This is a genomic window from Nitrospira sp. (assembly GCA_005116745.1).
GTDB lineage: Bacteria > Nitrospirota > Nitrospiria > Nitrospirales > Nitrospiraceae > Nitrospira_D.
In genome coordinates, this window is record SWDS01000006.1 from 496,704 (window position 1) to 517,832 (window position 21,129).

Annotated in this window: 23 protein-coding genes; 8 read left to right on the forward strand and 15 right to left on the reverse strand. The window is 55.5% G+C overall.

The features are described from left to right. Nucleotides 1-17 precede the first annotated feature (17 nt). Together E8D52_08105 and E8D52_08110 are read right to left on the reverse strand one after the other, a co-directional pair. Entirely contained in the window at nt 18-797 is a 780-nt protein-coding gene (locus tag E8D52_08105) for a sulfite exporter TauE/SafE family protein (GenBank protein TKB69447.1), read from the reverse strand. Nucleotides 798-1,181: 384 nt separating this feature from the next. Beyond that, a complete protein-coding gene (locus E8D52_08110; GenBank protein ID TKB68935.1) occupies nt 1,182-1,757 on the reverse strand; it encodes a hypothetical protein in 576 nt (191 codons plus the stop codon). A 391-nt stretch (nt 1,758-2,148) separates the two neighbouring features. On the opposite strand from E8D52_08110, the gene E8D52_08115 reads away from it, so the two are divergent. Together E8D52_08115 and E8D52_08120 are read left to right on the forward strand one after the other, a co-directional pair. Further along, a complete protein-coding gene (locus E8D52_08115; protein TKB68936.1) occupies nt 2,149-2,508 on the forward strand; it encodes a helix-turn-helix domain-containing protein in 360 nt (119 codons plus the stop codon). 83 nt (nt 2,509-2,591) lie between these two features. Further along, entirely contained in the window at nt 2,592-3,626 is a 1,035-nt protein-coding gene (locus E8D52_08120; GenBank protein ID TKB68937.1) for a hypothetical protein, read from the forward strand. Here the strand turns inward: E8D52_08120 and E8D52_08125 are convergent. Further along, nucleotides 3,620-4,099 (reverse strand): hypothetical protein, encoded by a 480-nt coding sequence (locus E8D52_08125; GenBank protein ID TKB68938.1) that lies wholly within the window; start codon nt 4,097-4,099, stop codon nt 3,620-3,622. The genes E8D52_08120 and E8D52_08125 overlap by 7 nt on opposite strands. A 62-nt stretch (nt 4,100-4,161) precedes the next feature. On the opposite strand from E8D52_08125, the gene E8D52_08130 reads away from it, so the two are divergent. After that, the gene (locus E8D52_08130) at nt 4,162-4,506 is read left to right on the forward strand and encodes a hypothetical protein (protein ID TKB68939.1); all 345 of its coding nucleotides are present in this window, start codon (nt 4,162-4,164) and stop codon (nt 4,504-4,506) included. A 20-nt stretch (nt 4,507-4,526) separates the two neighbouring features. Here the strand turns inward: E8D52_08130 and E8D52_08135 are convergent, their stop codons facing one another. Beyond that, complete coding sequence (locus E8D52_08135) at nt 4,527-5,150, reverse strand: hypothetical protein (protein TKB68940.1); 624 nt, start codon at nt 5,148-5,150, stop codon at nt 4,527-4,529. 288 nt (nt 5,151-5,438) lie between these two features. Here E8D52_08135 and E8D52_08140 point away from each other — a divergent pair, with 288 nt between their 5' ends. Beyond that, nucleotides 5,439-6,143, forward strand: coding sequence for a methyltransferase domain-containing protein (locus tag E8D52_08140; protein ID TKB68941.1), 705 nt, complete (start codon nt 5,439-5,441; stop codon nt 6,141-6,143). 23 nt (nt 6,144-6,166) lie between these two features. Here E8D52_08140 and E8D52_08145 read toward each other — a convergent pair whose 3' ends face one another. The 6 genes from E8D52_08145 to E8D52_08170 form a co-directional block, all read right to left on the reverse strand. Beyond that, nucleotides 6,167-6,985 (reverse strand): hypothetical protein, encoded by an 819-nt coding sequence (locus E8D52_08145; GenBank protein ID TKB68942.1) that lies wholly within the window; start codon nt 6,983-6,985, stop codon nt 6,167-6,169. Nucleotides 6,986-6,995: 10 nt separating this feature from the next. Then, the gene (locus E8D52_08150) at nt 6,996-7,880 is read right to left on the reverse strand and encodes a hypothetical protein (protein ID TKB68943.1); all 885 of its coding nucleotides are present in this window, start codon (nt 7,878-7,880) and stop codon (nt 6,996-6,998) included. A gap of 66 nt (nt 7,881-7,946) precedes the next feature. Beyond that, on the reverse strand, nt 7,947-8,438 hold the full coding sequence (locus E8D52_08155) for a macro domain-containing protein (protein ID TKB68944.1): 492 nt from the start codon (nt 8,436-8,438) through the stop codon (nt 7,947-7,949). Nucleotides 8,439-8,499: 61 nt separating this feature from the next. After that, nucleotides 8,500-8,712 carry an addiction module toxin, HicA family gene (locus E8D52_08160; GenBank protein TKB68945.1) on the reverse strand — a complete coding sequence of 71 codons (213 nt, stop codon included), beginning with the start codon at nt 8,710-8,712 and terminating at the stop codon, nt 8,500-8,502. A 2-nt stretch (nt 8,713-8,714) separates the two neighbouring features. Continuing rightward, complete coding sequence (locus tag E8D52_08165) at nt 8,715-8,912, reverse strand: type II toxin-antitoxin system HicB family antitoxin (GenBank protein TKB68946.1); 198 nt, start codon at nt 8,910-8,912, stop codon at nt 8,715-8,717. A gap of 191 nt (nt 8,913-9,103) precedes the next feature. Continuing rightward, on the reverse strand, nt 9,104-11,059 hold the full coding sequence (locus tag E8D52_08170; protein TKB68947.1) for an alpha-amylase: 1,956 nt from the start codon (nt 11,057-11,059) through the stop codon (nt 9,104-9,106). Between the two features lie 128 nt (nt 11,060-11,187). Between E8D52_08170 and E8D52_08175 the strand changes: the two genes are divergently transcribed. From E8D52_08175 to E8D52_08190, 4 genes are all read left to right on the forward strand, one after another. After that, entirely contained in the window at nt 11,188-11,874 is a 687-nt protein-coding gene (locus E8D52_08175) for a type 1 glutamine amidotransferase (GenBank protein ID TKB68948.1), read from the forward strand. A gap of 128 nt (nt 11,875-12,002) precedes the next feature. Continuing rightward, a complete protein-coding gene (locus tag E8D52_08180; protein TKB68949.1) occupies nt 12,003-13,178 on the forward strand; it encodes an LL-diaminopimelate aminotransferase in 1,176 nt (391 codons plus the stop codon). A gap of 97 nt (nt 13,179-13,275) precedes the next feature. Then, nucleotides 13,276-13,821 carry a 2-amino-4-hydroxy-6-hydroxymethyldihydropteridine diphosphokinase gene (folK, locus tag E8D52_08185; protein TKB69448.1) on the forward strand — a complete coding sequence of 182 codons (546 nt, stop codon included), beginning with the start codon at nt 13,276-13,278 and terminating at the stop codon, nt 13,819-13,821. Further along, nucleotides 13,818-14,681 carry a pantoate--beta-alanine ligase gene (locus E8D52_08190; protein ID TKB68950.1) on the forward strand — a complete coding sequence of 288 codons (864 nt, stop codon included), beginning with the start codon at nt 13,818-13,820 and terminating at the stop codon, nt 14,679-14,681. Before folK ends, E8D52_08190 begins: the two co-directional genes overlap by 4 nt. 12 nt (nt 14,682-14,693) lie before the next feature. Here E8D52_08190 and E8D52_08195 read toward each other — a convergent pair whose 3' ends face one another. The 5 genes from E8D52_08195 to E8D52_08215 form a co-directional block, all read right to left on the reverse strand. Then, a complete protein-coding gene (locus E8D52_08195) occupies nt 14,694-15,206 on the reverse strand; it encodes a PilZ domain-containing protein (GenBank protein ID TKB68951.1) in 513 nt (170 codons plus the stop codon). Continuing rightward, nucleotides 15,203-15,634, reverse strand: a complete 432-nt coding sequence (locus tag E8D52_08200; protein TKB68952.1) for a hypothetical protein — start codon at nt 15,632-15,634, stop codon at nt 15,203-15,205. Before E8D52_08200 ends, E8D52_08195 begins: the two co-directional genes overlap by 4 nt. A 9-nt stretch (nt 15,635-15,643) precedes the next feature. Continuing rightward, on the reverse strand, nt 15,644-17,014 hold the full coding sequence (rmuC, locus tag E8D52_08205) for a DNA recombination protein RmuC (GenBank protein TKB68953.1): 1,371 nt from the start codon (nt 17,012-17,014) through the stop codon (nt 15,644-15,646). 131 nt (nt 17,015-17,145) lie between these two features. Beyond that, nucleotides 17,146-19,767, reverse strand: coding sequence for a hypothetical protein (locus E8D52_08210; protein TKB68954.1), 2,622 nt, complete (start codon nt 19,765-19,767; stop codon nt 17,146-17,148). A 15-nt stretch (nt 19,768-19,782) separates the two neighbouring features. Further along, nucleotides 19,783-21,120 carry a glycerate kinase gene (locus E8D52_08215; GenBank protein ID TKB68955.1) on the reverse strand — a complete coding sequence of 446 codons (1,338 nt, stop codon included), beginning with the start codon at nt 21,118-21,120 and terminating at the stop codon, nt 19,783-19,785. Nucleotides 21,121-21,129 lie beyond the last annotated feature (9 nt).

The following is a 21,129-nucleotide window of genomic DNA, read 5'->3' on the forward strand; positions in this document are numbered from 1 at the left end:
AAGGCCGCATAGTCGAGTCACAAGACACCCGCGATCAGCCCACAGCCGACCACAATCAACAGAGCCGAGACCATCAACTGGACCGATCGGAGCGTGACCTTCTTGAGCATCTTTGCCCCGACGTATGCCCCGGCAAAGGCAGAGATGCTGGCACCGATAACCAACGGCCACTCAACGGCATCACCATGAGCCGAGACGCTGACACCGTAGATGACCATGCGAGAGAGATCGACCATGACAGCCAGCACCACTCCAGTAGCCACAAACGCCTCTTTCTCTAGACCCGCCTTAATCAGGAACATGCTGCGGAAAGCGCCTTGATGCCCCGACAATCCGCCGAAGAACCCGCTGATAACGCCGCCGAACGGAAGCCATTTGCGACCGAGCGCAGTCTTCGAGAATGTCGGGGAGAGTTCCAAGATAACAAATAACACGATGAGTGCACCGATGATTAACTTGAGCACTGAGACCTGCCGATTGCTCCCGAATGCGTGGTATTCGTAGATCGGGTTGACTTTCCCCAGATACGTCAGCAATGCAGCTCTCACAAAGGCTGCCGCAATTGCGGGCAACCCGAACTTCAGCAGAACCGAAGCGTCCGCTTTTCTGCCGAGCAGTCCAATCTTGAAGAGGTTGTTCGCCAAATGGACCATGACCGTCATCGCAATCGCCAATTCTAGGGGAAAGAAGAGGGCCACCACCGGCATCAGCAGCGTGCCGAGCCCAAATCCTGAAAACAGCGTGAGAGCGGAAGCAAGTAATGCTGCGATGCAGACGCTGAGCAGTTCTACAGTGATCACCGAGAGAGGGTGAAATGAGCACTCTGGCAGATAGTAGATGGGTTTGAGTCTGAGAGGCTAGTATAACGTCACGCTCCAATGGGCCCTGGCCGGTGTCCAGGGGTGAAGAATATTATTCGAAAGAGCACAGCGCCTGTCTGCTCTAGGACCGTCGAGCATCAAATTGTAACAAGTCAATACTCATGCCTGAGACGCACGAGGATATTTCGGATTGTCGACTATTGTGCTTGTCCCCTTATAGTTGTTTTCATAGGTGACTGTAATCTACTAGGGAGGGGCAACCACAGCTTGAGCCCTGAGCTCCCCCGTCTGTGAAGACGGGGGAGCTACCTACAGCTAGAGCTATCCCATTCCGGGTCTGTGTTAGATCAAATGTAATATCTAACACACACCGTTATTGCATATTTGGATAGCCCGTATCAGCGGCGTGCCACTAGGGCCGGTCTTTATAAGTTGAGCTTCAACATAGTAAACATTGTTAGCGAAATCAAAATCAGGTTTGTCACAGTTGAAAAGTATAGCACGCCTCTGGGCTGTGGTTTGGGGATCAAAATCGTTACTATTAAGTTCTTCCAGGAGAGTAATTACTCCAGTGGAAATATTTAATTGCTGGAGACGCACAATAACCTGTGCGTCTGGTCCGTTATCGGCTAAGCGAACTGCTAGAGTCTTGGTATTCCTGTCCCCTCCAAAAACTCCGTCCATTGCCACAACATTGTAGCGAATATCTACCGTACCCTTAGAAACCCCACTACGGACCGCCGCCGTGTTGGAGCTGAGAGCAACGATACTTAGGTCGGCTTGGTCCACGGTTCCATCGGAGCCCACCATCGTCCAACACTTCGCCACCACCTGCGCATATGCACTTGCGGCATAGCAGAGCAGGGCTAGGCCTATGGCGATAACAGGTAGAAGGGTTTTCATTTTCCAGACGCGCACCAATTTTTGGATCAGCATTGCGTTACCTCCCTATGTTTAATTAATCCAAGTCTTACTCAAGGCAGGATATATGCCGGAAATACGCAAGCCGAGCCGCCCAGACTTTTCCGCAACTTACGAGAATGCTAGAGTTGGCTTGAGGGGATTGAGAAAAGAACTGTATCTGAAAAGATTCGGGATTGAATCAAAAACGATTCACATGTGATGAGGGTGAAAGTACTTCCTCGTGGAAGGGCTAAGAGTCATTTGAAGAGGAAGAAATAGGTATGAGAGTGTAGTTCTAAAAAATGGCCCACTTCATTCGGAGGCTACCAACGCAATGCCCCTCGGACTCCTGTTTTGCCAATGTGGATGCACGCTGAGTATTATGCCATCGATGTGACGACTATCTAGAATGCGAGGAGGCGACATGATCATTGCTCCGATCAAAACAGCCCGAGACTATGACCGGACGTTAACTCGTATTGAACAACTGATGGAGGCGAAGCCAGGCACGAAAGCTGGTGACGAGCTGGACGTACTCACGACGCTCGTCGAGGCGTACGAAGCGAAACATCACGCGATTTATCCTCCCGACCCGATCGAGGCGATCACATTTCGGATGGATCAACTCGGCATGACGCGGAAAGATTTAGAGACGGTACTGGGTGGGCGAGGACGTGTGTCGGAAATCCTGACGAAGAAGCGAAATCTCTCGCTTGAGATGATTCGTCGACTCCACCGCAAGTTGCGCATCCCCCTGGAAAGCCTTATCGGCACGGCGGCCTAACCACTCCTTCACCTCGCCAACGGTGGCGTTCAGCCCTTCCCGGCTTGACGCCCGTCAGATCCCTGTGGTTAGGTCCCACCACCATGCGACTGCTTCACACTGCCCGTACGCTGGCCTTGATCACGCTCCTGATTTCCGTTCTCGGCTGCCAAAAGGAAAGCGAGTCGGTCGTGTCGATCGCGCTCCATCCGACCAACGCGAATATCCTCTACGTCGCTACCAACGACGCGGTCTATAAGTCACGCGATGGTGGCTCGACCTGGGAGCGATTCCCAAGTTTCAGCGCACGTAGGGTGACGACGCTGGCGCTTGATCCGCTCCTGCCTGCCACGATCTATGCCGGCACCATGGGGGACGCGGTTTATAAGAGTCCGGATGGCGGGCAACATTGGCTGCCGCATAATGTTGGTCTGAAAGAGCACGTCTCGTTTGTGAATCAGTTTGTGTTCCATCCCATGCTGAGCGAGAAGATCTATATTGCGACGACTGTCGGTGTGTTCTTCACAAAAGATGCAGGCCGGGAATGGGAAGAACGGATGAACGGGATGAAGGAAGTTCACATTGTGACGGCCATCGCTATGAATCCCAAAGCCCCTACCACCCTGTACGGCGGAACAACGGGCGGGATGTATCGCTCAGAGGATGGAGCGATGTCCTGGAAAAGGATCAACAACGGGTTGATTCCCGAGAGCGAGCTGATGGCGTCCATGGCGTTGGGCGTGAATGCCATTGAAATCGATCAGACGAATCCTACTATCGTTTACGCGGGGACGACGAAAGGGCTGTTTCGCACGGTCAATAAAGGTGAACAATGGGAGCGGATTGGACAACCCCTCCCGGATCCCTTTATCAGCAGCATTCTGCTCCATCCCACAGAACCGTCACAGCTCTATGTTGGTGGGCCGAAAGGAGTCTGGAAAAGTTCGGATAGCGGAAAGACGTGGCAGGCGATCAACCAGGGCATGACAACCCTGAACATTCGCGCCCTGGCCATGAACCCGAAGAATCCGCAATTGCTCTACGCCGGCACGAACGGTAGTGGGCTCTATCGTTCCACTGATGCCGGCGCGACGTGGGCGGCGGTGCCGCTCACTGCCGCGCCGGTTTCGAGTCAATAACTGCTTTTTGCGCCTGCTTCTCCATGCTGGTAACGGCCGCTATAGGAGACCATGCGGTCTGAGAGCGTTTTCCACTCGTCTGCGGTCATCAGGTCCTTCATCTTGAACCGAAGGCTCAGTACCCTGGCCGAGCTTTGCGCCCGCTGAATGTTTGCCTCGTTCACGATTTTTGAAAATTCGTCAGGTGTCGCGGTATAGCTGGTATTCAGAGTGTAGAGCTGCCGATGATAGGCCCGCTCCTGCGCACGGCCCTCCTTGAGCTCCTTGATGATCTCACCGACGTAGGCATTCACACCCTTCGCCTTCTCGGGATCTTGCACGGTCCGATTGATCAATCCCTCCATATCTTGCTGGCCCTTCTGCCAATAGGCGTCACTCTTGCCGCCTCCCGGCATGCCGTGGTGGTGAGACGAGCACCCAACCAGCACCATCAGGGTGAGCGCACTGAGTAAGCCGCCAAACATTCGTTTCATGCATGCCTCCTATTGAGAGTTGTTCCTTGCCTTCTTCATACCGTATTATCCACATGATTACTATGGCCGATCCCACACCTACCTTGTCCGATCCCAGTCAGATTCTGAAGGAGGAGTTCCGCCGGCATCTAGAGATGTTCTATGCCCATCTTCAATTGGCTCCACCCTACGAGAGCGTAGAAAAAGCGATTCGGATGCTGACCACCATCGTGCATGCCCTGCCGAAGGAAGAGCAAGTTCGAATCGTCTCCGATCCGACCCTACACTGGCAGCAGTTTGCACAGGCGTTTCATGCATCAGGGCTTGCGAAGAAGCATCGGGGAATCATTGCCGGCCTGGCCCGTAACCGCTTAGCCTTGAGCTTGCCGGCCGAATACGATCACTTCTTGAATTTATTTCTTACCTGAGAAAAAGCGCAACGGGCGAACTAGGAAGAGGAGGAGATGGGAAGTGCGACGGCATCTCGCAATTCGGCATAGACTTTCATGAGGCGGCTGTCTTCAAGCCGATACGCAAGGGCCATCGTGACGAGTCCAAAGGCCAGCACAAGGGCGGCGAGAGCAATGACCGTGACACCCGTGAGGGTTCCCCCCAGTGAAGCGAATCCTCCGTCCAGGGCATATTGCACCACGAAGGTCAGGGACCCGATCAAGACGACCGCAAACCATAGGAGCGTCATGATGGTTGACGACCACGGCATCCGCTTCACGCACAGCGTGTTCAGCGACTGATCCTGTGGCGAAAGATGAATCAGCCCTTTCACCGGCCAGGCGGTCCTGAACCGCCTGGAGAACAATCGATACTGGGGGCGGATTGCAATTTGGGAGAGCTGTGGATAAAACCAGGCCACTCCATGCGGAAGCATCAGCACCCCTTCGGGCGTGAACCGATCGTCTAGGGTTGTGAGCGCGGCTCCAGGCCACTGGTCCGGATTGCTTGCGACACGGCACCCGTACCGAATGGCGTCCGGGGTCAGCCGAATAAAATACAGCCAATCACCGACGATCAGTCCGATAAATAAGAGCCCTGCGAAGAGGCCCGCCAGTATCATACATGTAGCTATCACATAGGAACGAGCCATGAATCAAGGCGGGTAAGCCCCACATGACCGATAGTACCCATATGTCATTGGGACAGCATTTCTTCCTCAGATCTCGCAAGAATCTGTTGACTCGCTGAAGAGAGATTGGCTACAGTACCGGCGACGCCGTTCCGGGCGGGCCGTGTACCGTGTAGATTTCCCGCCTCAATTTCCCCCCCCCGCGTCGCCATGGCGGTTTGCCGCCTCTGACAGAGTGAGGATTGCAGAGAGCGAATTGTGTGAAGTTTGGAGGAGAGCATGGATCCCATCAAGATTGAACGTGTCTACACCTCCTACGCGGGGTTCTACGACAAAGTGTTTGGGAAAGTGTTCCATGAAGGGCGTGAATCAGTCGTTCGGAATCTCAATGTACAACCCGATGAACAGATTCTCGAAGTCGGTGTGGGGACTGGACTTGCGCTTCCCATGTACCCTCGCCATTGCCGCATTATTGGGATCGACGTATCCGAAGGAATGTTGGCTAGGGCACGGGAGAAGGCGGAAACTCACTCCCTCGACCACGTCCAGCTTCACCGCATGGATGCAGGCGCGATGGAATTCGAGGATGATAGCTTCGATACGGTTGTGGCGGCCTATGTCGTCACGGCGGTGCCAGACTATCGAACGGTGGTCAGTGAGATGATTCGGGTTTGCCGTCCCGGTGGCCGTATTATCATGCTCAACCACTTCAGCAATGGCAACAAGGTGATCAATGCGATGGAGCGAGTGATCTCGCCGTTGACCAAGCACCTGGGGTGGCGGACCGATCTGTCGCTTAGTACCGTGTTGGAAGGGACGTCGCTCCGCATCGCTCGCAATCAACGGGTGAATCCATTACGGCTTTGGGCCTTGGTGGAGTGCATCAACGGCAAGGGCCAGCGGACTAACGGGAATGGCACGGCACGCCCTGCCTCAGGGTATGTGAACGGCAACGGACGTTACTCCCCCGAGCACGTACACTAATCAGCGTTCCCCCTCATCGCTGCTTATCGACTGTGTCGTGTCTGGAGTTCCCGAATCAACCATCCCTCCCATTCACGACCGGGGATGATCGTTGTACCGACGAGACAGTCACCGACGAACTGTTGAGTGATTTGATCAGCCAGCACTTCGAGGATCCGGCTCATCCGCCGATCCTGAATCCCCATCACCCGTAGCATCAGACCAAAGCCTTGCCCCTCCAGTGGACCATAGCCCAGGACGTGGACCCTATGCTCCTCGCTGGCGGTAGAGTCGCCTGCTGGAATCAGATCGCCTTCCCACTGCACCGCCGGATGAATCGCGACTGTCCGCGTCGCGTCACGCCATGTGCACGGCAGACCGGCTCGATCCAGTTGGTGTAACAGCCACTCCACCGTGGGGCCTTCGGTCGCTCGGCCTTGGAATATCCATCGAGCGAACTCGGCCGCCTGATCGGCCGTCACGAATGGCGTGGCGATTTCATCCAGAGCGGCCTCATCGCACACCACGTAGAGCTCTCCCTGGGGATCGAACCAGAAGCGCATTTTCCCCGCAGTGAACTCCGTCTGGATCACGCCAAGGGATGAACAATCAGTCCCATCTTGTTCGAAGACGGAGAAATCCGTGACGCCGGTCATCGTGAGCTTGGCGACTCGGACGTATCCGCGAACCTCATAACGGATCGTGAGCGAGATGGTCGTACCGGCCGGTACTTCCCGTGTAGAGCCTTCGTCGAACAGACGGCGTTTGGAAATCTGCAGGTCGGTCACATATCCTGAGCGAAAACCGCCTGTATGCCCGATGAACCACCGAAGGTCTTCCACGTTCTTAATGGAGTGCTTCATATGACAAATACTAGTTCTGGTATGGAGACGTCTGCGACGCGTGTGCGCTCGTCCAGCACGATACCACAGCAGGACGCCGAGCACGCAACAAGGTTCTGACCTCGTAGGAGCCGTACCGTATGAGGCCGACCTTCTCGCACCAGGCGGCAGCGATTGCCGCTTCGTCCCGGCCTTGGTTGACCATGACGAATAAACCGTGAGAGGTGAGATTGCGGACTACCCGAGAAAACAATGTGTGTGGCGTTAACACTGAGAGCGGCATCCGCCAGGCCAGCACAGGGTCCGGCGTCACGAAGGGATACCACGCTGTGATGACGTCAGCCGGATGATCATAGCCGGCATAGTCGCCGACGACGAATTGTGTGTTCGGCAGGTCTTGGATATAGCCATGGGCATAGTCGAGGCGACTATACCCATTGGTGTAGATCCGGTACCCTTCCACTTCAACGCCGACCAGTTCCGATGGCTGAAAGAACGCATGCAAGGCGGCCGCATACCAGAAGTTACTCGACCCTATATCCTGAACGGCTCCACCTACTGAATAGGATAAGCCGAGCGCCGACCAGGTTCGTTCCAGCACCTCAAGATAGTCGTATTGCTTCAGGGCCGTCGACTGTTCTGCCTGCTGTTCGAATCCTACACAGAAGCGTCGTTGGAGCGAGGCGATACGTGCTTGCTGAATGCCGCTCAGTTGAGAAAGCCGCCTGACCGGTCGTTCACGATACGCTCCTCGTGACCAGGCGAATCGTTCCCCAAGGTGGTACCAGAATGCGTGATAGTGTGAGCGTACCCTCTGCTGAAACGAACAACGAGGAAGAGTATCCAGAGTAATTTGTGGGCAGGTCAGAGGGATATCGCACATCGTGGGGTCTACATCGGCAGCTGGAAGAGCCATGATATGTACTTGTCGGTCGGTCGACGGAAGGGCTAAAGTCGGAAATGGGGGAGGAGAGGTAAATCGTCAGGCCCGAGCGAGGTGCTTTTGGTACACCATCAAGTCATTTGGAGAAAAACAACAACATGTCTCTTCATAGACCGACGAAAGGCCGGCCATAGTGGTACGGACTGAGTCGATCGCCACGTTGGCAGCAAACTCGATGGGATAGCCGTAGATGCCGGTGCTGATGCTGAGAAAGACGATGGTCTGAGTTCTATTTTCGGTTGCGATCTCAAGACTGCGGCGATAACAGGAAGCGAGCTGTGCGGGTTTGCCATTGTTCCCACCCGTCCAGACCGGTCCGACGGCATGGATCACGTATCGAGCAGACAAACGATAGCCTCTCGTCAACGTCGCATCGCCTGTTGGACAGTCGCCAAGCACACGACATTCCTGTGCCAATTCTGGCCCCGCTGCGCGATGGATTGTTCCGCACACCCCACGGACGGGGAGTAGAGAAGCATTGGCCGCATTTACAATAGCGTCAACGTTGAGTGTAGTAATGTCGGCGCAGATGACGAAAAGGACGTAGTAGTGGAGTCTTCATTTGAGGCCCAAGTAATCAAAGCCTGCGGTCTTATAGCAGGGCTCTGAACTCATCAACACTCAGACCGGCGTCACGAACGATTCCACCCATGGTGATCGCATTGACGGGATTGTGGCGAGGGATGGTGAGGATGCGTTGTCCATTGCTCATCACGATATGCTTTCCTTGACGGGCGACACGAAAGCTGGCCTTTTCCAGGGCTCGCACGGCAGCGAGGTGATTGACTCCGGGAATCTTTGGCAACGCTACACCGCGACTTCGATCTCGCGCACGTCTTGACCTCGGATTTCATCCTCAACGACGGACAAGTATTCGCGGATAGCATCCTGGATATTCTGAATAGCCTCCTGTTCCGATGCACCTTGGGACCAGCATCCAGGCAGGCCGGGAACAGAAACTGCGAAACCTTCCTCAGATTTGTGCAGGGCGATGCGGTATTTCATGCTCACCTCTTTCTGAGAATCTACCGTGGCCATTTGTGCAAAAAGCCTACACTTTGAGCCTAGCCGAAGATAGTGTATGTATCCCTCAGGCGAAAGTCCAGGCTAGAGCCTTTTTGTTTCACTTGCCTCAGGTCAAACAGACGTCCAAAGATTGTCTGTTCCCAATATATTTACTTCGAAGGCCATCCCGCCTACGGATGATTGACCGCCACGATGACGGCAGACGGTGCGAGATTACGGATCTCCACGAACGCGGTGCCGTCGGAGTGGCGCCTGATGGGGAGCTGTGAGCCGACCGGATGGGCGATCCCAGCCGATGTTCCAGCCCCAGCCTCCATGCTATTCGCAACGACAGTAAACGCCATGTCAGGCTGGTTGAGATCTGCGTCTACCATCACATCACCACCACGTATTTGAGTCCCATGGGCGTTGACAATGCACAAGGCCTCTTCATCACTGAGAATTCTTGACCATGCGACAAGTTCTCCAGCCTCTCGAAACAAGAATGGCCCGTCGAATAGCGAGATCGGTCGTAAATATTGCCGTCCTACGCGCAGCACCGGAAAGCGTTGGCGAATGGCAGCAAGGGCTGCAAGCCGGCGGTAGGCGTGAAAGTTTGGATCGAAGCAGTGGGCGCCCGCCGTTCCGAACGGTCCGAATCCCGGCAGGGTTCGGTCCAGTCCATTGGCTGCTGTCAAGCCTACAAGCCCGGAAGCCCGAGGATGCTCCGGGCCGAACATGGCTTCGCGCAGGTACCGATCGGCATGGTCACCACCCTTCCAGCCTGGAAGGAAACGCTGTTCCGACTCCTCAGGCCCGGCGAAGGATTGCTCCGTCCCATAATAAATGCAGGGAATACCCAGCGTAAACAGCTGTAACGCCACGCCGGCGACAACCTGTTCTTCCGAGGCTGCTTCGCTGGAGAAGCGGATCTTGTGACCGAACACATGGTCGTGATCGTCCAGGATGGAGACATGCCGCTGACCGATATTCCGATGCGATCCCATCTCCGCTGTGCCGGCATCGAAGCCATCGAAGTATGTCTGCGGAGGTGCCAGCCCCTTCGCCACATTCTGAAGCGTCATCCGCATCCCGCCGATATCGAGAGCTGCATCAAGATTGCGTCCAAGCACATCAAGGTAGCGATCTTGCGCAAAGTCACCCCCCGCGATTTCCCCTACGAGCAAAAAGTTAGTTTTGCCAAGATTCGCAGAGAACTCCTTGATGGCACCGCAGAAATTTCGCCCCTCCTCGTAGGACACATGTTTCAACGTATCAATGCGGAAACCATCGCAATCCGTCAGGGCAATCCAGTAGCGATAACAAGCCGCCAGATGATCAAGGACCCCCGGCGCACTGAGCGAGAAATCCCGTAGCGTGAAAAAGTCCGTTCGCTTGTGCTCCGCATTCGGATCGTCCAGGCTGCCGCCCCCGAGATTTCCAACGCCTGCCCGAGTATAGGAATCGATGGCCTGCATCTCAGCCGGCCAGACTCCGGCCTCATGGTCATCCACATGGTTGCCGATTTCTTCCCCGCTCCGGCCCAGCCATGAACCGAATGGGTAGCGATCCGGAAACGGTTTGTAGACAGGTTCCTTGACCCCTCCTGGATAGACCCAATTGAACCCGGAATGGTTGAAAATAATGTCCAGGATGATCCGCATGCCACGAGCGTGCGCCGCCTCGACGAGGGCGACCAGATCGTTTCTCGTGCCGAATCGAGGATCGACATCTAAGAAATGTTGAATGCCGTAACCATGAAACGTATTAAGGTGACCGCGCTGCTTAAATATGGGGCTCAGCCAGAGTGCCGTGACACCCAGGTCCTGCAGATACCCAAGCTTGGATTCCACACCTTTCAGCGTTCCCCCTTGCCACCGATGCGCGCCGGATTCGGCCCAGCGATCCCATCGCCACGGTTGTCGGTGGTGCCCGAGAGGTCGAAATGTCGTGCGACGGGTACGATCAAGGAGAGGCCTGGATGCCTCCTGCCCATCGCTGAATCGATCGACGAGGAGAAAGTAGAGGACTTCGTCGCGCCAGTCTCCTGGCGACGAGTGAAACTTTACGCGTCGTGGCAAGGCGATGTCTGTGAGGTTCCGAGGTACTGGCTGACTAAGGAGAGTTTGAGCAGCGGGAGTAGGCATGTAAGACCGCTCATGTGTTCGGGTGAGAGATTCTTTGCTTGCTGCGTCCGTAGAGGACAGTGTATGTATCCAGTTAGCAAAAGTCCAGGTTCTGACGCTCGGTCACGATCATTCATCCGGACGCGTACATGACAAAGGCCATCTGTCTCCAACACGTTCCCTTTGAAGGTCCGGGAGCTTTTGCAACGGCTCTTGCCAAGCGTGGCGTGAGCCTTGAATATTCTCTCGTCCCGAAGGAAGGCGTGCCTCACGATACGGGGGATCTCCTGATTGTGATGGGCGGGCCGATGTCAGTGAATGATTCTGACGCATGGATTGCCGAAGAGGCCGCCTTCATCAGATCTGCGCTTCTGTCCAACAAGCCGGTGATCGGCGTGTGTCTAGGGAGCCAGTTCATGGCAAAGGCGCTCGGTGCGACGGTGAGATCAGGCAAGGCATTGGAGATCGGTATGACACCGGTTCGTCTCACTGATGATGGAAAACAAGATCCAGTGTTTGGCGCTGCGCCTGAGGCATTCGAGGTTTTTGAATGGCACGGGGAAATCTTCGACTTACCCCGTGATTGTGTCTCGTTGGCTGGATCCGAGATTGCGCCACTGCAGGCGTTTCGCTATGGAGATCGTGCCTACGGCCTTCTCTTTCATTTAGAGATGGAAGAGACGGGAATCGACTCATTGTGCCGAGAATGTGCCCCGGATTTGATGAAAGCGCATCGTGCTGCACAGGAGGTCAAAGCCACCGCGTTGCCGCGGCTCCCACAACTTCATGAAATGGCTGATCGACTCATCGGCCATCTTCTTAACCCTACACGTTGATTGCCAGCGTTGCTCTGAAGTAACCTAACGCATTCAGTTTGAACGTGTAACAGTGAGAAGGTTCTTTCCGCATGTTCTAACTTTGTCACGTTCCAATATGTGAATTCATCTCGAAAGGAGCCAAAGGAATGGCCGGTTTTCCGATCGAAGTTGCCACACGCATCAAGACGCTGCCTCCCTATTTGTTTGCCGCGATCGATAAGATGAAGCAGGAGGCCATTGGCCGGGGAGTCGATATCATCAATCTCGGGATTGGTGATCCAGATTTGCCGACTCCGACTCCGATTATCGACAGTTTGGCGAAAGCAGCGAAGGACCCCAAGCACCACCAGTACCCCTCCTATGAAGGTATGTTGTCTTTCAGGAAAGCCGTGGCTGGTTGGTACAAACGCCGTTTCAATGTGACGCTTGATCCAGCGAACGAGGTCCTCGCGCTGATCGGTTCGAAAGAAGGGATCGGGCACATTCATCTTGCCTTTGTCGATCCCGGCGATATCGTGTTGGTTCCCAGCCCCGGCTATCCGGTGTATCCCGTCGGTACCGGATTTTCAGGCGGTGTGTCGCATCTCATGCCGCTGACAAAAGCCAATGGATTCCTGCCGGATCTGAATGCGATCCCAAAGGATGTGGCTAGGAAAGCCAAGCTGATGTGGCTGAACTCTCCGAATAATCCGACGTCCGTGATTATGACGAAGGACTACTTTAAGCGGGCCATCGAGTTCGCAGGGGATAATCAGATCATCATCTGCCACGACGCGGCCTACTCGGAAATCTACTACGATGGTGCGCGCCCATCGAGTTTTATGGAAGTAGATGGTGCCAAGGACGTCGGCGTGGAGTTCCACTCGCTCTCGAAGACGTACAACATGACCGGCTGGCGTCTGGGATTTGTCGTCGGTAACAAGGATGTTTTGGCAGGCCTCGGCAAGGTGAAGAGCAACCTCGACTCAGGCTGTTTTGAGGCGGTTCAAGAGGCCGGCATTACCGCGTTGGGCTTGGACGACTCTGTCACCGACGGCATCCGAAGGATCTACCAGGAGCGCCGCGATACGCTCATTCCTGGACTCAAGCAGCTGGGACTGGAAGTGGATGCGCCACCCGCCGCTTTCTATATCTGGGTGACGGTGCCGAAGGGCTACACCTCTACGTCCTTCACCGCCCATCTGCTGGAAAAAGCAGGGATCGTGACGACGCCGGGCAACGGCTTTGGCGCACCGGGCGAAGGCTATATCCGCATGACGGTCTGCACGACCAAAGAGCGGTTAGCGGAAGCAGTCGAGCGGATCAAAAAAGTGGGATTCTAATTCTAACTAGTAAGAGGGTGAAGGGTAAGGGGTGAGGCGAAAAGATACGGAGTTCGGCCCCTTACTCCTTACCCCTCACTCTTAACTCGCTATGGAGATGGTCTTCATCGGATTTGGATCGAACATCGGCGATCGAGTCGATTTTTGCGATCGAGCAGTGACGTTGCTCAGCCTCCTCCCACATTCTCGACTTCACGGCGTCTCACTGCTGTATGAAACAGAACCGGTACGCGACCAGATCGATTCCGGAGAGGGATGGTTCCTCAACGGGGTGGTGCAGCTTGAAACGAACATTACTCCCCGCAGCCTCCTCTCGACACTCCAGGAAATTGAACGGGCACTTGATCGAGATGAAGACAATCGGTCTGGTCCTCGCACGATCGACTTAGACATTCTCTTTTATGGGGCGCATGTGCTCACGGAGCCAGGACTGACCATTCCGCATCCTCGTCTCCATCAACGCCGATTCGTCCTGATGCCGATGAATGAACTGGATCCACTCTGGGTCCATCCGACGCTCAACCAATCGGTGGCACAGTTACTGACGGCGGCCAAGGACCAGTCTCAAGTGCGTCTCCTGTTCCCTCAGCCTTCAACCAGATACGGGTCACGTCCTGCCTGTAGTTCGCCACCCAACTCATGAAGATTATTCGTTCACTGACCCCCATGGCAGCCTGGAGCGAACAACACAGGCGAGAAGGTGTGAGGGTTGGTCTGGTTCCAACCATGGGTGCATTGCATGATGGCCATCGGGCACTGATTCGGGCAGCGCGGTTGCGATGCGACGCGCTTGTCGTCAGTATCTTTGTGAATCCTACTCAATTTGGGCCACAGGAAGACCTCGCCAAGTATCCACGTCCCATCGCGCATGACCACGCGATGTGCCGAAAAGAAGGGGTCGATGTCTGTTTTGAACCGACTGCGGAAGGGATGTACCCGAAGGGATTTCAAACCGTGGTCACACTTCCCACAATCGCACGACGGTGGGAGGGGGAGATCCGTCCTCATCATTTTTCCGGCGTTGCGACCGTCGTGACAAAGCTTTTTGGAATTGTCCGCCCTCAGGTTGCGCTCTTTGGGCAGAAAGATTTCCAGCAATCGGCGCTGGTCCGTCAGTTGGTGAAAGATTTGAATCTCGGTGTGGAGATGGTTGTCTGTCCTACCGTCCGTGAAAGAGACGGGCTTGCGATGAGCTCACGCAATGTCTATCTGTCGCAAGAGGAACGAGTGCGCGCCATCACGCTGTACAAGAGCCTGCGAGCCGGTGCCGAGGTGATTCGGAGAGGCGTCACCGATGGAAAGGCCGTACAGTCAGCGATGGCTCATGTTCTCAAGAAAGAACCGGCCATCACGATCGACTATCTGGCACTGTGCGATCCATCTACTCTGGAGCCTCTGTCCATTGTCACGTCGCGAGTTGTGCTGCTTGGCGCGGTGCGGATAGGATCCGTTCGGCTTATCGATAATCTTCTGGTCACCCTGCCGCGGCGGTCTTCCAAATAGAGCGAGGCGTCTTTAGGCGAGAAGATTGGGATGGAGGCTTTGTCCAACCAGTAAGCTGAGGATGACCTGACTGAGACGGTTCTTGTCATCCGCCACCATTTCGAGAAATCGGATGCCCATCGATTCTGGTCGCGAAGAACACACCATGGCCGTCCCAATCTTAATCGGTTCTTCATTGGAAGCCGGTTTGATGACCAGCTCGATAAACGAGCCCTGAGGCAAGGTTGCCGTCGTCTCGAGCGTGCACCCTCCCATGGATATATCCGTCACGCGATTGTCCATCCGCCTGGCGTTCTCTGCGAGGAGGTTGGCCCTGAACGACACGGGCAATCGTTTGTATTGCCGGCGATCCGAGACCGAGGGCTGGGCTGGACGCTGAGCCCGATAGACACGAAAGCGTGCGGTGCAGAGTTGGCACCGGAATGAGAACATCCTGAAGCGATTCAAAATTCGCTCGACGGTTCCCTCGTCATAGACGACTCGGACGTAGGGGGTTCCGCAACTTGGGCAGTGTGGATCTCTCATGAGCTCTGGGGCACACCGGCGGCATCATGTACCAATAGTCGCTCCGCCGGTCGTTGCTTCTGTTGGACCTCCACAATCGGTTGGATATTCGCTGGTGAATAGGTGGGGGGCTTCACCCATTTTCCATCCGCCCGCTTGTAGCCGCCGATTTTGCTCAGATTCGACCGGTGGACTTCCTGAAACACCGGTTCCATATCGATCCCGTAGGAAACTGCTGTTCCATAGGTCACATACAGAAGATCTGCCATTTCTTTGGCCACCTCAGCAAGATTTCCAGAGGCCATGGCTTCCTTCAATTCGTCGAACTCTTCCTGAATGAGTCGAACGCGAAGGTGTTTCGTCTCTTCACTCACATCCATCGGCGTTGTTTGTGTCACAATCTCGAACCTAGTGTGAAATGCTTCAACCATGGCTTGTTCGTCGGTCATGCTGCTCCTTCATTCAATATCAAACGGCAAGGTCTTACGCGGAACCACTTCCATCGACTCCAGCACCGGGATATCCCGATCCGACGAGACGCCCAATTCTTTGAAACGCCGAGCTGCGGGAAGAATGCGTGTTTCCAGAGAACCGACGGCTCGGTTATACGCCGATACGCTTTTCCCAAGAGCCTGGCCCACGTCGTTCATATGTTCAGCCAGCACCGCCATGCGTTCATACAGTTCTTTTCCTAACCGACCAGCTTCTTCTGCATGGGCGGTCATTCGTTCTTGGCGCCAGCCGTAGGCGACTGCACGGAGTAACGCAATGAGTGTTGCTGGAGTCGCCAACACGATTCCGTTTGCGAATCCCTCTTCAATGAGCCGGGGGTTCTGGTCCAGCGCCGCACCGAGGAATTGCTCACCTGGGAGAAACAGCACGACAAATTCCGGTGCACGGTCGAACTGCGTCCAGTACGCTTTCAGCGACAACTCATCCATACGGCTCTTCACTTGAGCTGCGTGGCGACGCAAGGCTTCCAGCTGTTGGGTCTCGCTCTGGGCTTCATGGGCATCAAGGTACGCAGACAGCACGGTCTTCGCATCCACGATAATTTGGCGTCCGCCAGGCAACTGTACGACCATATCCGGTCGGAAGCGCCCATCGTCGCCCGTGACAGACGGTTGTTCGATAAAATCACAGTGGTCGACCATGCCTGCCAATTCGGCGACTCGTTTCAGCGTCAATTCGCCCCATTGGCCTCGCACGGTCGGAGCCCGCAAGGCCTTGACTAAGTTTCCAGTCTCCAGCTGCAACCGTTGCTGCGATTCCGCTAGCGACTTCAAATGTTGATCCAATCCACCGTAGGCCGACTGCCGAGATTGCTCCAATAAGCGCAACTGTTCATCGTAGCGTTGCAGGGATTCTTGAAGTGGGCGGACCAGCGCATCGACAGCCTGCTGCCGTTGCGCCAAGTCACCCTCTGCTTTGACGTGAAGGCTTTCAAACGACACGGCGGCGAGCTTCAAGAATGCCTCGTTATTTTGCTTCAACGCTTCGCCGGATAGAGCTTGGAACGACCCCATGAGTTCTTGACGTGTGTGATCAATGAGGACTTTCTGGTCTGTGAGCTGGCGAGCGGCGTTCTCCATTCTGGTTTCCGCAGTGACCCGTGCGTGTTGAGCGTCGGACAACTCGTGGCGGAGAGAAGCAATCGCGTCTCGTTCTTGGTCTATCTGCCGTCGCAGCTCATCCACCATTGCTTCAGCCCGTTGAGCTTGAGGTCGGAGACGACTGGTGATCCACAGCCCGGCAAACACCCCGCCTAGGAGCAGTCCTGCTCCGAAACCGATAGAGAGGGGGATGATGTCAATGAGCGATTGATCCATGTCACCAGTCCCACTGCAATGAACTGCTACATATAGCGTGAAGACTCACAATTTGAGCGAAGACTACGCAAGGAATTGAAAAACGTCAAGGAGCAGAAGGCCTGGATCGATCAGCTCTAGTCAATGGCAAGTTATGGAAATGGCTCTATACGAATGGTCCCTAATCCGGCATCAATTGAGACCTGCATCCCATCAGCCAGTCGTGTCATAGCGTCTGCGACATTGACGATAGTTGGGAGTCCATATTCGCGCGCAATAATGGCTCCGTGAGACAGCGTACCGCCCATTTCCGCGATCAGGCCTCCAGCAAGACCGAAGAGAGGAGCCAAGCCTGGATCGATAACGGAGACTACCAGAATCTCCCCCGCTCTCACCTTGCCCCAATCTGCCGTTGAACGGATCGTGCGAACGAGACCTGCCACGGTTCCCACGCTAATCGGCATGCCCGACAGGATGCCGATCTGTTCAGATTTATCAGAGGTTATGGTCCGTTCGCTTGCCGTTTCCCAGTCGCAGATCGTGTCAGGAACTTCAAGTTGTGCGTTGTGTTCGTGCTCAGTTCGCAGTGCTCGAATCTCAGTTTTCCAGTCACGTGTGCTTCCAGCCAACAGGTCAGCTCGATCGCTGATCGTCAAGAAAAAGATATCGTCACGGTGGTTGAGCTGGCCCCGCTCGACCAGCAGTTCTCCGAGGCGCAACAAGAGGGTGCGAATCGCGATTGAGTAATACATCAGGTGGTGCCGGTTCGCTTCACGCAGAGCAAAGAACCGGCCCAATCTACGGTACCACCACAAGAACAGGGCCCATCTGTCCAGACGCCAGCCAATTTGCCGTTTGATCTGATCCAGCGCAGTGGTTCTGGTCTCGTCTTGGCGTGAGCGAATGGTTTCCTGAGAAGGAGCGGTGGAGATGAGTTGGGATCGCAAGATAGCGAGGATCGATTCCGGGTTATCGGCGAGACGCGGAGACATCACATCCGATTCGCCAACCGCGCGATGGCCATAATCTTCAAGGTATCTATCAAAGGTGCGCAGAAACCTGGTGCTGGCGAGAGCTATCCGAAACGTCGATGGGTTCCATGGTTCAGATATCAGAAATGCGTTCACCACTGCTTCATCTCTGGCGATGTCCGTAAGCTCAGCGAGCCGGAGAATCTGCTGGGCGCTGATGACGGTCCCTTGTCCTTGGAGGGCAGCATTCAGTAGACCTCTCCAGTCTGGACCAAGCCAGTGAGGTAAGTGCTGGCTGAAAATCTGTAGGCATTGCCCGACTCCCCCGGCAATACCGAACGTGACTTCACGGCCCTCTAGCCAGAGACCAAGCTTGTCGAGCTCGATCACTAGTTTCTCTACCGAGAGGTGCAGAATGTGATCACGACGATACGTTGCGGCCAGCGCCTTCATTTCCTCAAACAGACGCGGACCAGATCGTTCCACCCGTCGCATCTCTGCCCACACCATCCAACCCGCGCGGACAAAGGCTGACCCACTGAGTGGTTGGACCTGTGGCACGGTCTGTAGTGGCTCACCGCCCATCTGTTCGGTATTCATGGAGGGGTCTCCACGAAGCTGAGCGACGAGGATATGGAAAAGCGTGACGTTTAGATAAGGGCGCCCTTTGAGCACACGGACTGACGTGAGCCCGTCGGGGATACGGCATCCAAGTCTTCGATAGTGCGAGAGGATGTAGGCGTCCATGAACCGCTCAAGAAAGGAGAGGCTCAGCAGGCTCGGCAGTTCAGGCAGCGTCTCTTTGAAATTCGCGCGCGACCACTCGCAGTCATCATTGGTGAGATCGGAGGAAGGGCGAATGGCGGTAATCGGTCTGGCCTGCACGATCCACAATTGTCGGGTATCAAACGCCCATTCGAGATCCATTGGCTGTCCGAAGGACCGTTCGATGTGTTTGGCTGTCTCGGCGAGGGAAAAGAGCTGAACATCAGTGAGTGACGATTGGAGTGTGGCCGCTCCACTGAGGGGATCAGTGCGCAGTCCATCACTCGAAACCAATAGCCGCTCGAACTTACGGGCAAGTATGCGCCGACGAACCCGAATCGGTTGTCCTTCGTCGGTCACTTCTACGACATACTGGTCCGGCTTGACCGTGCCGTCGACCAGTGGTGCTGCGAGTCCTGGTACGGCGTTAATCGTCACCTGATTCGATCGTCCAGTCACGGGATGTATGGAATAGGCGACTCCGGCCGATTGCGCTTCGACCATCGGTTGGACCACCACCGCCATTCTTGGCGCCGTGTGGGTGCTTTGCCGAACCTGGTAGCTCACCACTCGTTCTTCCCAGAGCGAGGCCCAGAGGTCTTTGATCGCAGCATCAATATCGAAGAGAGCCACGCCAAGGTGTGTGCGATAGAGCCCAGCGAAGCTGGTATGCGCCATATCCTCATTCGTGGCTGATGACCGGACGGCCCAGCGAGTGTTTGGCGGCTGATGAAGACCTTGGAGCGCAGTCAGACAGTGAGCGGCAAGTTGGGAAGTCTCTATCCGTCCAATGCGAATCTGGCAGTCGGCCAGCGCCGACGCTCGCTCGTTTCCTGATAATGCATAGGCTTTCTGCCACTCCTCATGCTCAATAAACCCTGACGCATGCAGGCTCTGTGTATAGGCCTCTGTTGTGATGCAAAATCCTTGAGGAGCAGAGAAGTCGGCTGTAATGAGGCGAGCGAGTCCAATGGCCTTGCCTCCCACAAGATTGAGATCGGTACACTGAGACAAGGGAAGGACGATGGGACGGGTCATAGCCCGGCATAGTAGCTAGAGCAGGAGGAGAAGGTAAAGGTCGTTCACGTTGGTTCCTGTCGGGCCGGTATGGATATGACATCCAAGAGCTTTCAAAGCAGGGTAGGTATTATGCCGATCTAAGGAGGCGCGGAGATCAATGCCGAGTTTCTTTGCTCGTGCGACGGTGCATCCAGTGACAATCGCCCCGGCTGCATCGGTGGGGCCGTCGGTTCCATCGGTGCCTAGGGCTACGATCCATGTATTGGGGAGACCGGCGATCTCCAATGCCGCAGAAGCGGCGAACTCCTGGGCACGCCCACCCTTCCCACGGCCCGTGACTGTCACGGTGGTCTCGCCTCCCGCCACCACGCAACAGGGGCGTTTCAAGATGCCATGCCCTTCGGTAATCGCCTTGGCGAGGTCCGTCAACTGCTTCACTGCCACGCGCGCTTCTCCCGTGATGGGGTGGGAGACGAACTTCGTGTGGAGGTCCGCCTGTTGTGCGGCGCGCGCGACGGCTTCCAGCATGATCCGGTTGTTCCCGATGATGTGATGCTGCACGCTGCGCAATCGTCGTGACCCAGGCTTCAGAGTTTCTGTAGCATCTCCTTTTCGCCCTCGGTCCAAGTAGCGGCGTACGGCCTCGGGTACGGCACGCCAGCTTCGATATCGCTGCAACACGCCCACTGCGTCCGCGAATGTCGAGAGGTCGCCCGCTGTCGGTCCCGAGCCGATGGAACCGAGATCATCGCCGATGACGTCTGAAAGCAGGAGGGTCACAATCTTCGCCCGTGTTGACGCGGCTAGCCCGCCTCCTTTGATCAATGACAAATGTTTTCTCACGACGTTCATTTCGTTGATGGTTGCACCGCTGTGAAGCAGCAGGCGCGTCGTGCGCTGCTTATCAGGCAGCGTCACACCAGCGACTGGAGCCGGGAGCAGGCTCGATGCACCTCCGGACAGGAGCACGATCAGCAGATCTCGAGGCGTCAGACATTGTGTCAGACGCAGAAGCCGTTGAGTTGCGTGCAGACCCGCACGATCGGGAATTGGATGGCTGGCTTCGAGGATAGTGATCCGTTTGGTCGCGAGGGTGTGACCTGTTTTGACGATGACAAGTCCATCGTCCAGCCTTGGCCCCAGTGCAGTCTCTAATGCTTGTGCCATTCTTGCCGAAGCCTTGCCGGCACCGACCACGACAATACGGTCAATGTGTGAAAGGTTGTAGGTGCGACGGCCCACACGCAGGGAGTGGCGAGTAAGCGCGACGTGTTTGAGCAGGGCGTGGTAGGGATCGGCAGTACTCAGTCCTGCGGCGATCAGCCTGTGAAGAAGTGGCCGTGCCGGAGAGGAGGAGAGGCGAAGTCGCATAGCAAGAGC

Excerpts from the sequence above, each read along its gene's own strand:
- E8D52_08110 (TKB68935.1), bottom strand. The coding sequence starts at position 1,757 with ATGCTGATCCAAAAATTGGTGCGCGTCTGGAAAATGAAAACCCTTCTA.
- E8D52_08115 (TKB68936.1), top strand. The coding sequence starts at position 2,149 with ATGATCATTGCTCCGATCAAAACAGCCCGAGACTATGACCGGACGTTA.
- E8D52_08120 (TKB68937.1), top strand. The coding sequence starts at position 2,592 with ATGCGACTGCTTCACACTGCCCGTACGCTGGCCTTGATCACGCTCCTG.
- E8D52_08125 (TKB68938.1), bottom strand. The coding sequence starts at position 4,099 with ATGAAACGAATGTTTGGCGGCTTACTCAGTGCGCTCACCCTGATGGTG.
- E8D52_08130 (TKB68939.1), top strand. The coding sequence starts at position 4,162 with ATGGCCGATCCCACACCTACCTTGTCCGATCCCAGTCAGATTCTGAAG.
- E8D52_08135 (TKB68940.1), bottom strand. The coding sequence starts at position 5,150 with ATGATACTGGCGGGCCTCTTCGCAGGGCTCTTATTTATCGGACTGATC.
- E8D52_08140 (TKB68941.1), top strand. The coding sequence starts at position 5,439 with ATGGATCCCATCAAGATTGAACGTGTCTACACCTCCTACGCGGGGTTC.
- E8D52_08145 (TKB68942.1), bottom strand. The coding sequence starts at position 6,985 with ATGAAGCACTCCATTAAGAACGTGGAAGACCTTCGGTGGTTCATCGGG.
- E8D52_08150 (TKB68943.1), bottom strand. The coding sequence starts at position 7,880 with ATGGCTCTTCCAGCTGCCGATGTAGACCCCACGATGTGCGATATCCCT.
- E8D52_08165 (TKB68946.1), bottom strand. The coding sequence starts at position 8,912 with ATGAAATACCGCATCGCCCTGCACAAATCTGAGGAAGGTTTCGCAGTT.
- E8D52_08170 (TKB68947.1), bottom strand. The coding sequence starts at position 11,059 with ATGCCTACTCCCGCTGCTCAAACTCTCCTTAGTCAGCCAGTACCTCGG.
- E8D52_08175 (TKB68948.1), top strand. The coding sequence starts at position 11,188 with ATGACAAAGGCCATCTGTCTCCAACACGTTCCCTTTGAAGGTCCGGGA.
- E8D52_08180 (TKB68949.1), top strand. The coding sequence starts at position 12,003 with ATGGCCGGTTTTCCGATCGAAGTTGCCACACGCATCAAGACGCTGCCT.
- folK (TKB69448.1), top strand. The coding sequence starts at position 13,276 with ATGGTCTTCATCGGATTTGGATCGAACATCGGCGATCGAGTCGATTTT.
- E8D52_08190 (TKB68950.1), top strand. The coding sequence starts at position 13,818 with ATGAAGATTATTCGTTCACTGACCCCCATGGCAGCCTGGAGCGAACAA.
- E8D52_08195 (TKB68951.1), bottom strand. The coding sequence starts at position 15,206 with ATGAGAGATCCACACTGCCCAAGTTGCGGAACCCCCTACGTCCGAGTC.
- E8D52_08200 (TKB68952.1), bottom strand. The coding sequence starts at position 15,634 with ATGACCGACGAACAAGCCATGGTTGAAGCATTTCACACTAGGTTCGAG.
- rmuC (TKB68953.1), bottom strand. The coding sequence starts at position 17,014 with ATGGATCAATCGCTCATTGACATCATCCCCCTCTCTATCGGTTTCGGA.
- E8D52_08210 (TKB68954.1), bottom strand. The coding sequence starts at position 19,767 with ATGACCCGTCCCATCGTCCTTCCCTTGTCTCAGTGTACCGATCTCAAT.
- E8D52_08215 (TKB68955.1), bottom strand. The coding sequence starts at position 21,120 with ATGCGACTTCGCCTCTCCTCCTCTCCGGCACGGCCACTTCTTCACAGG.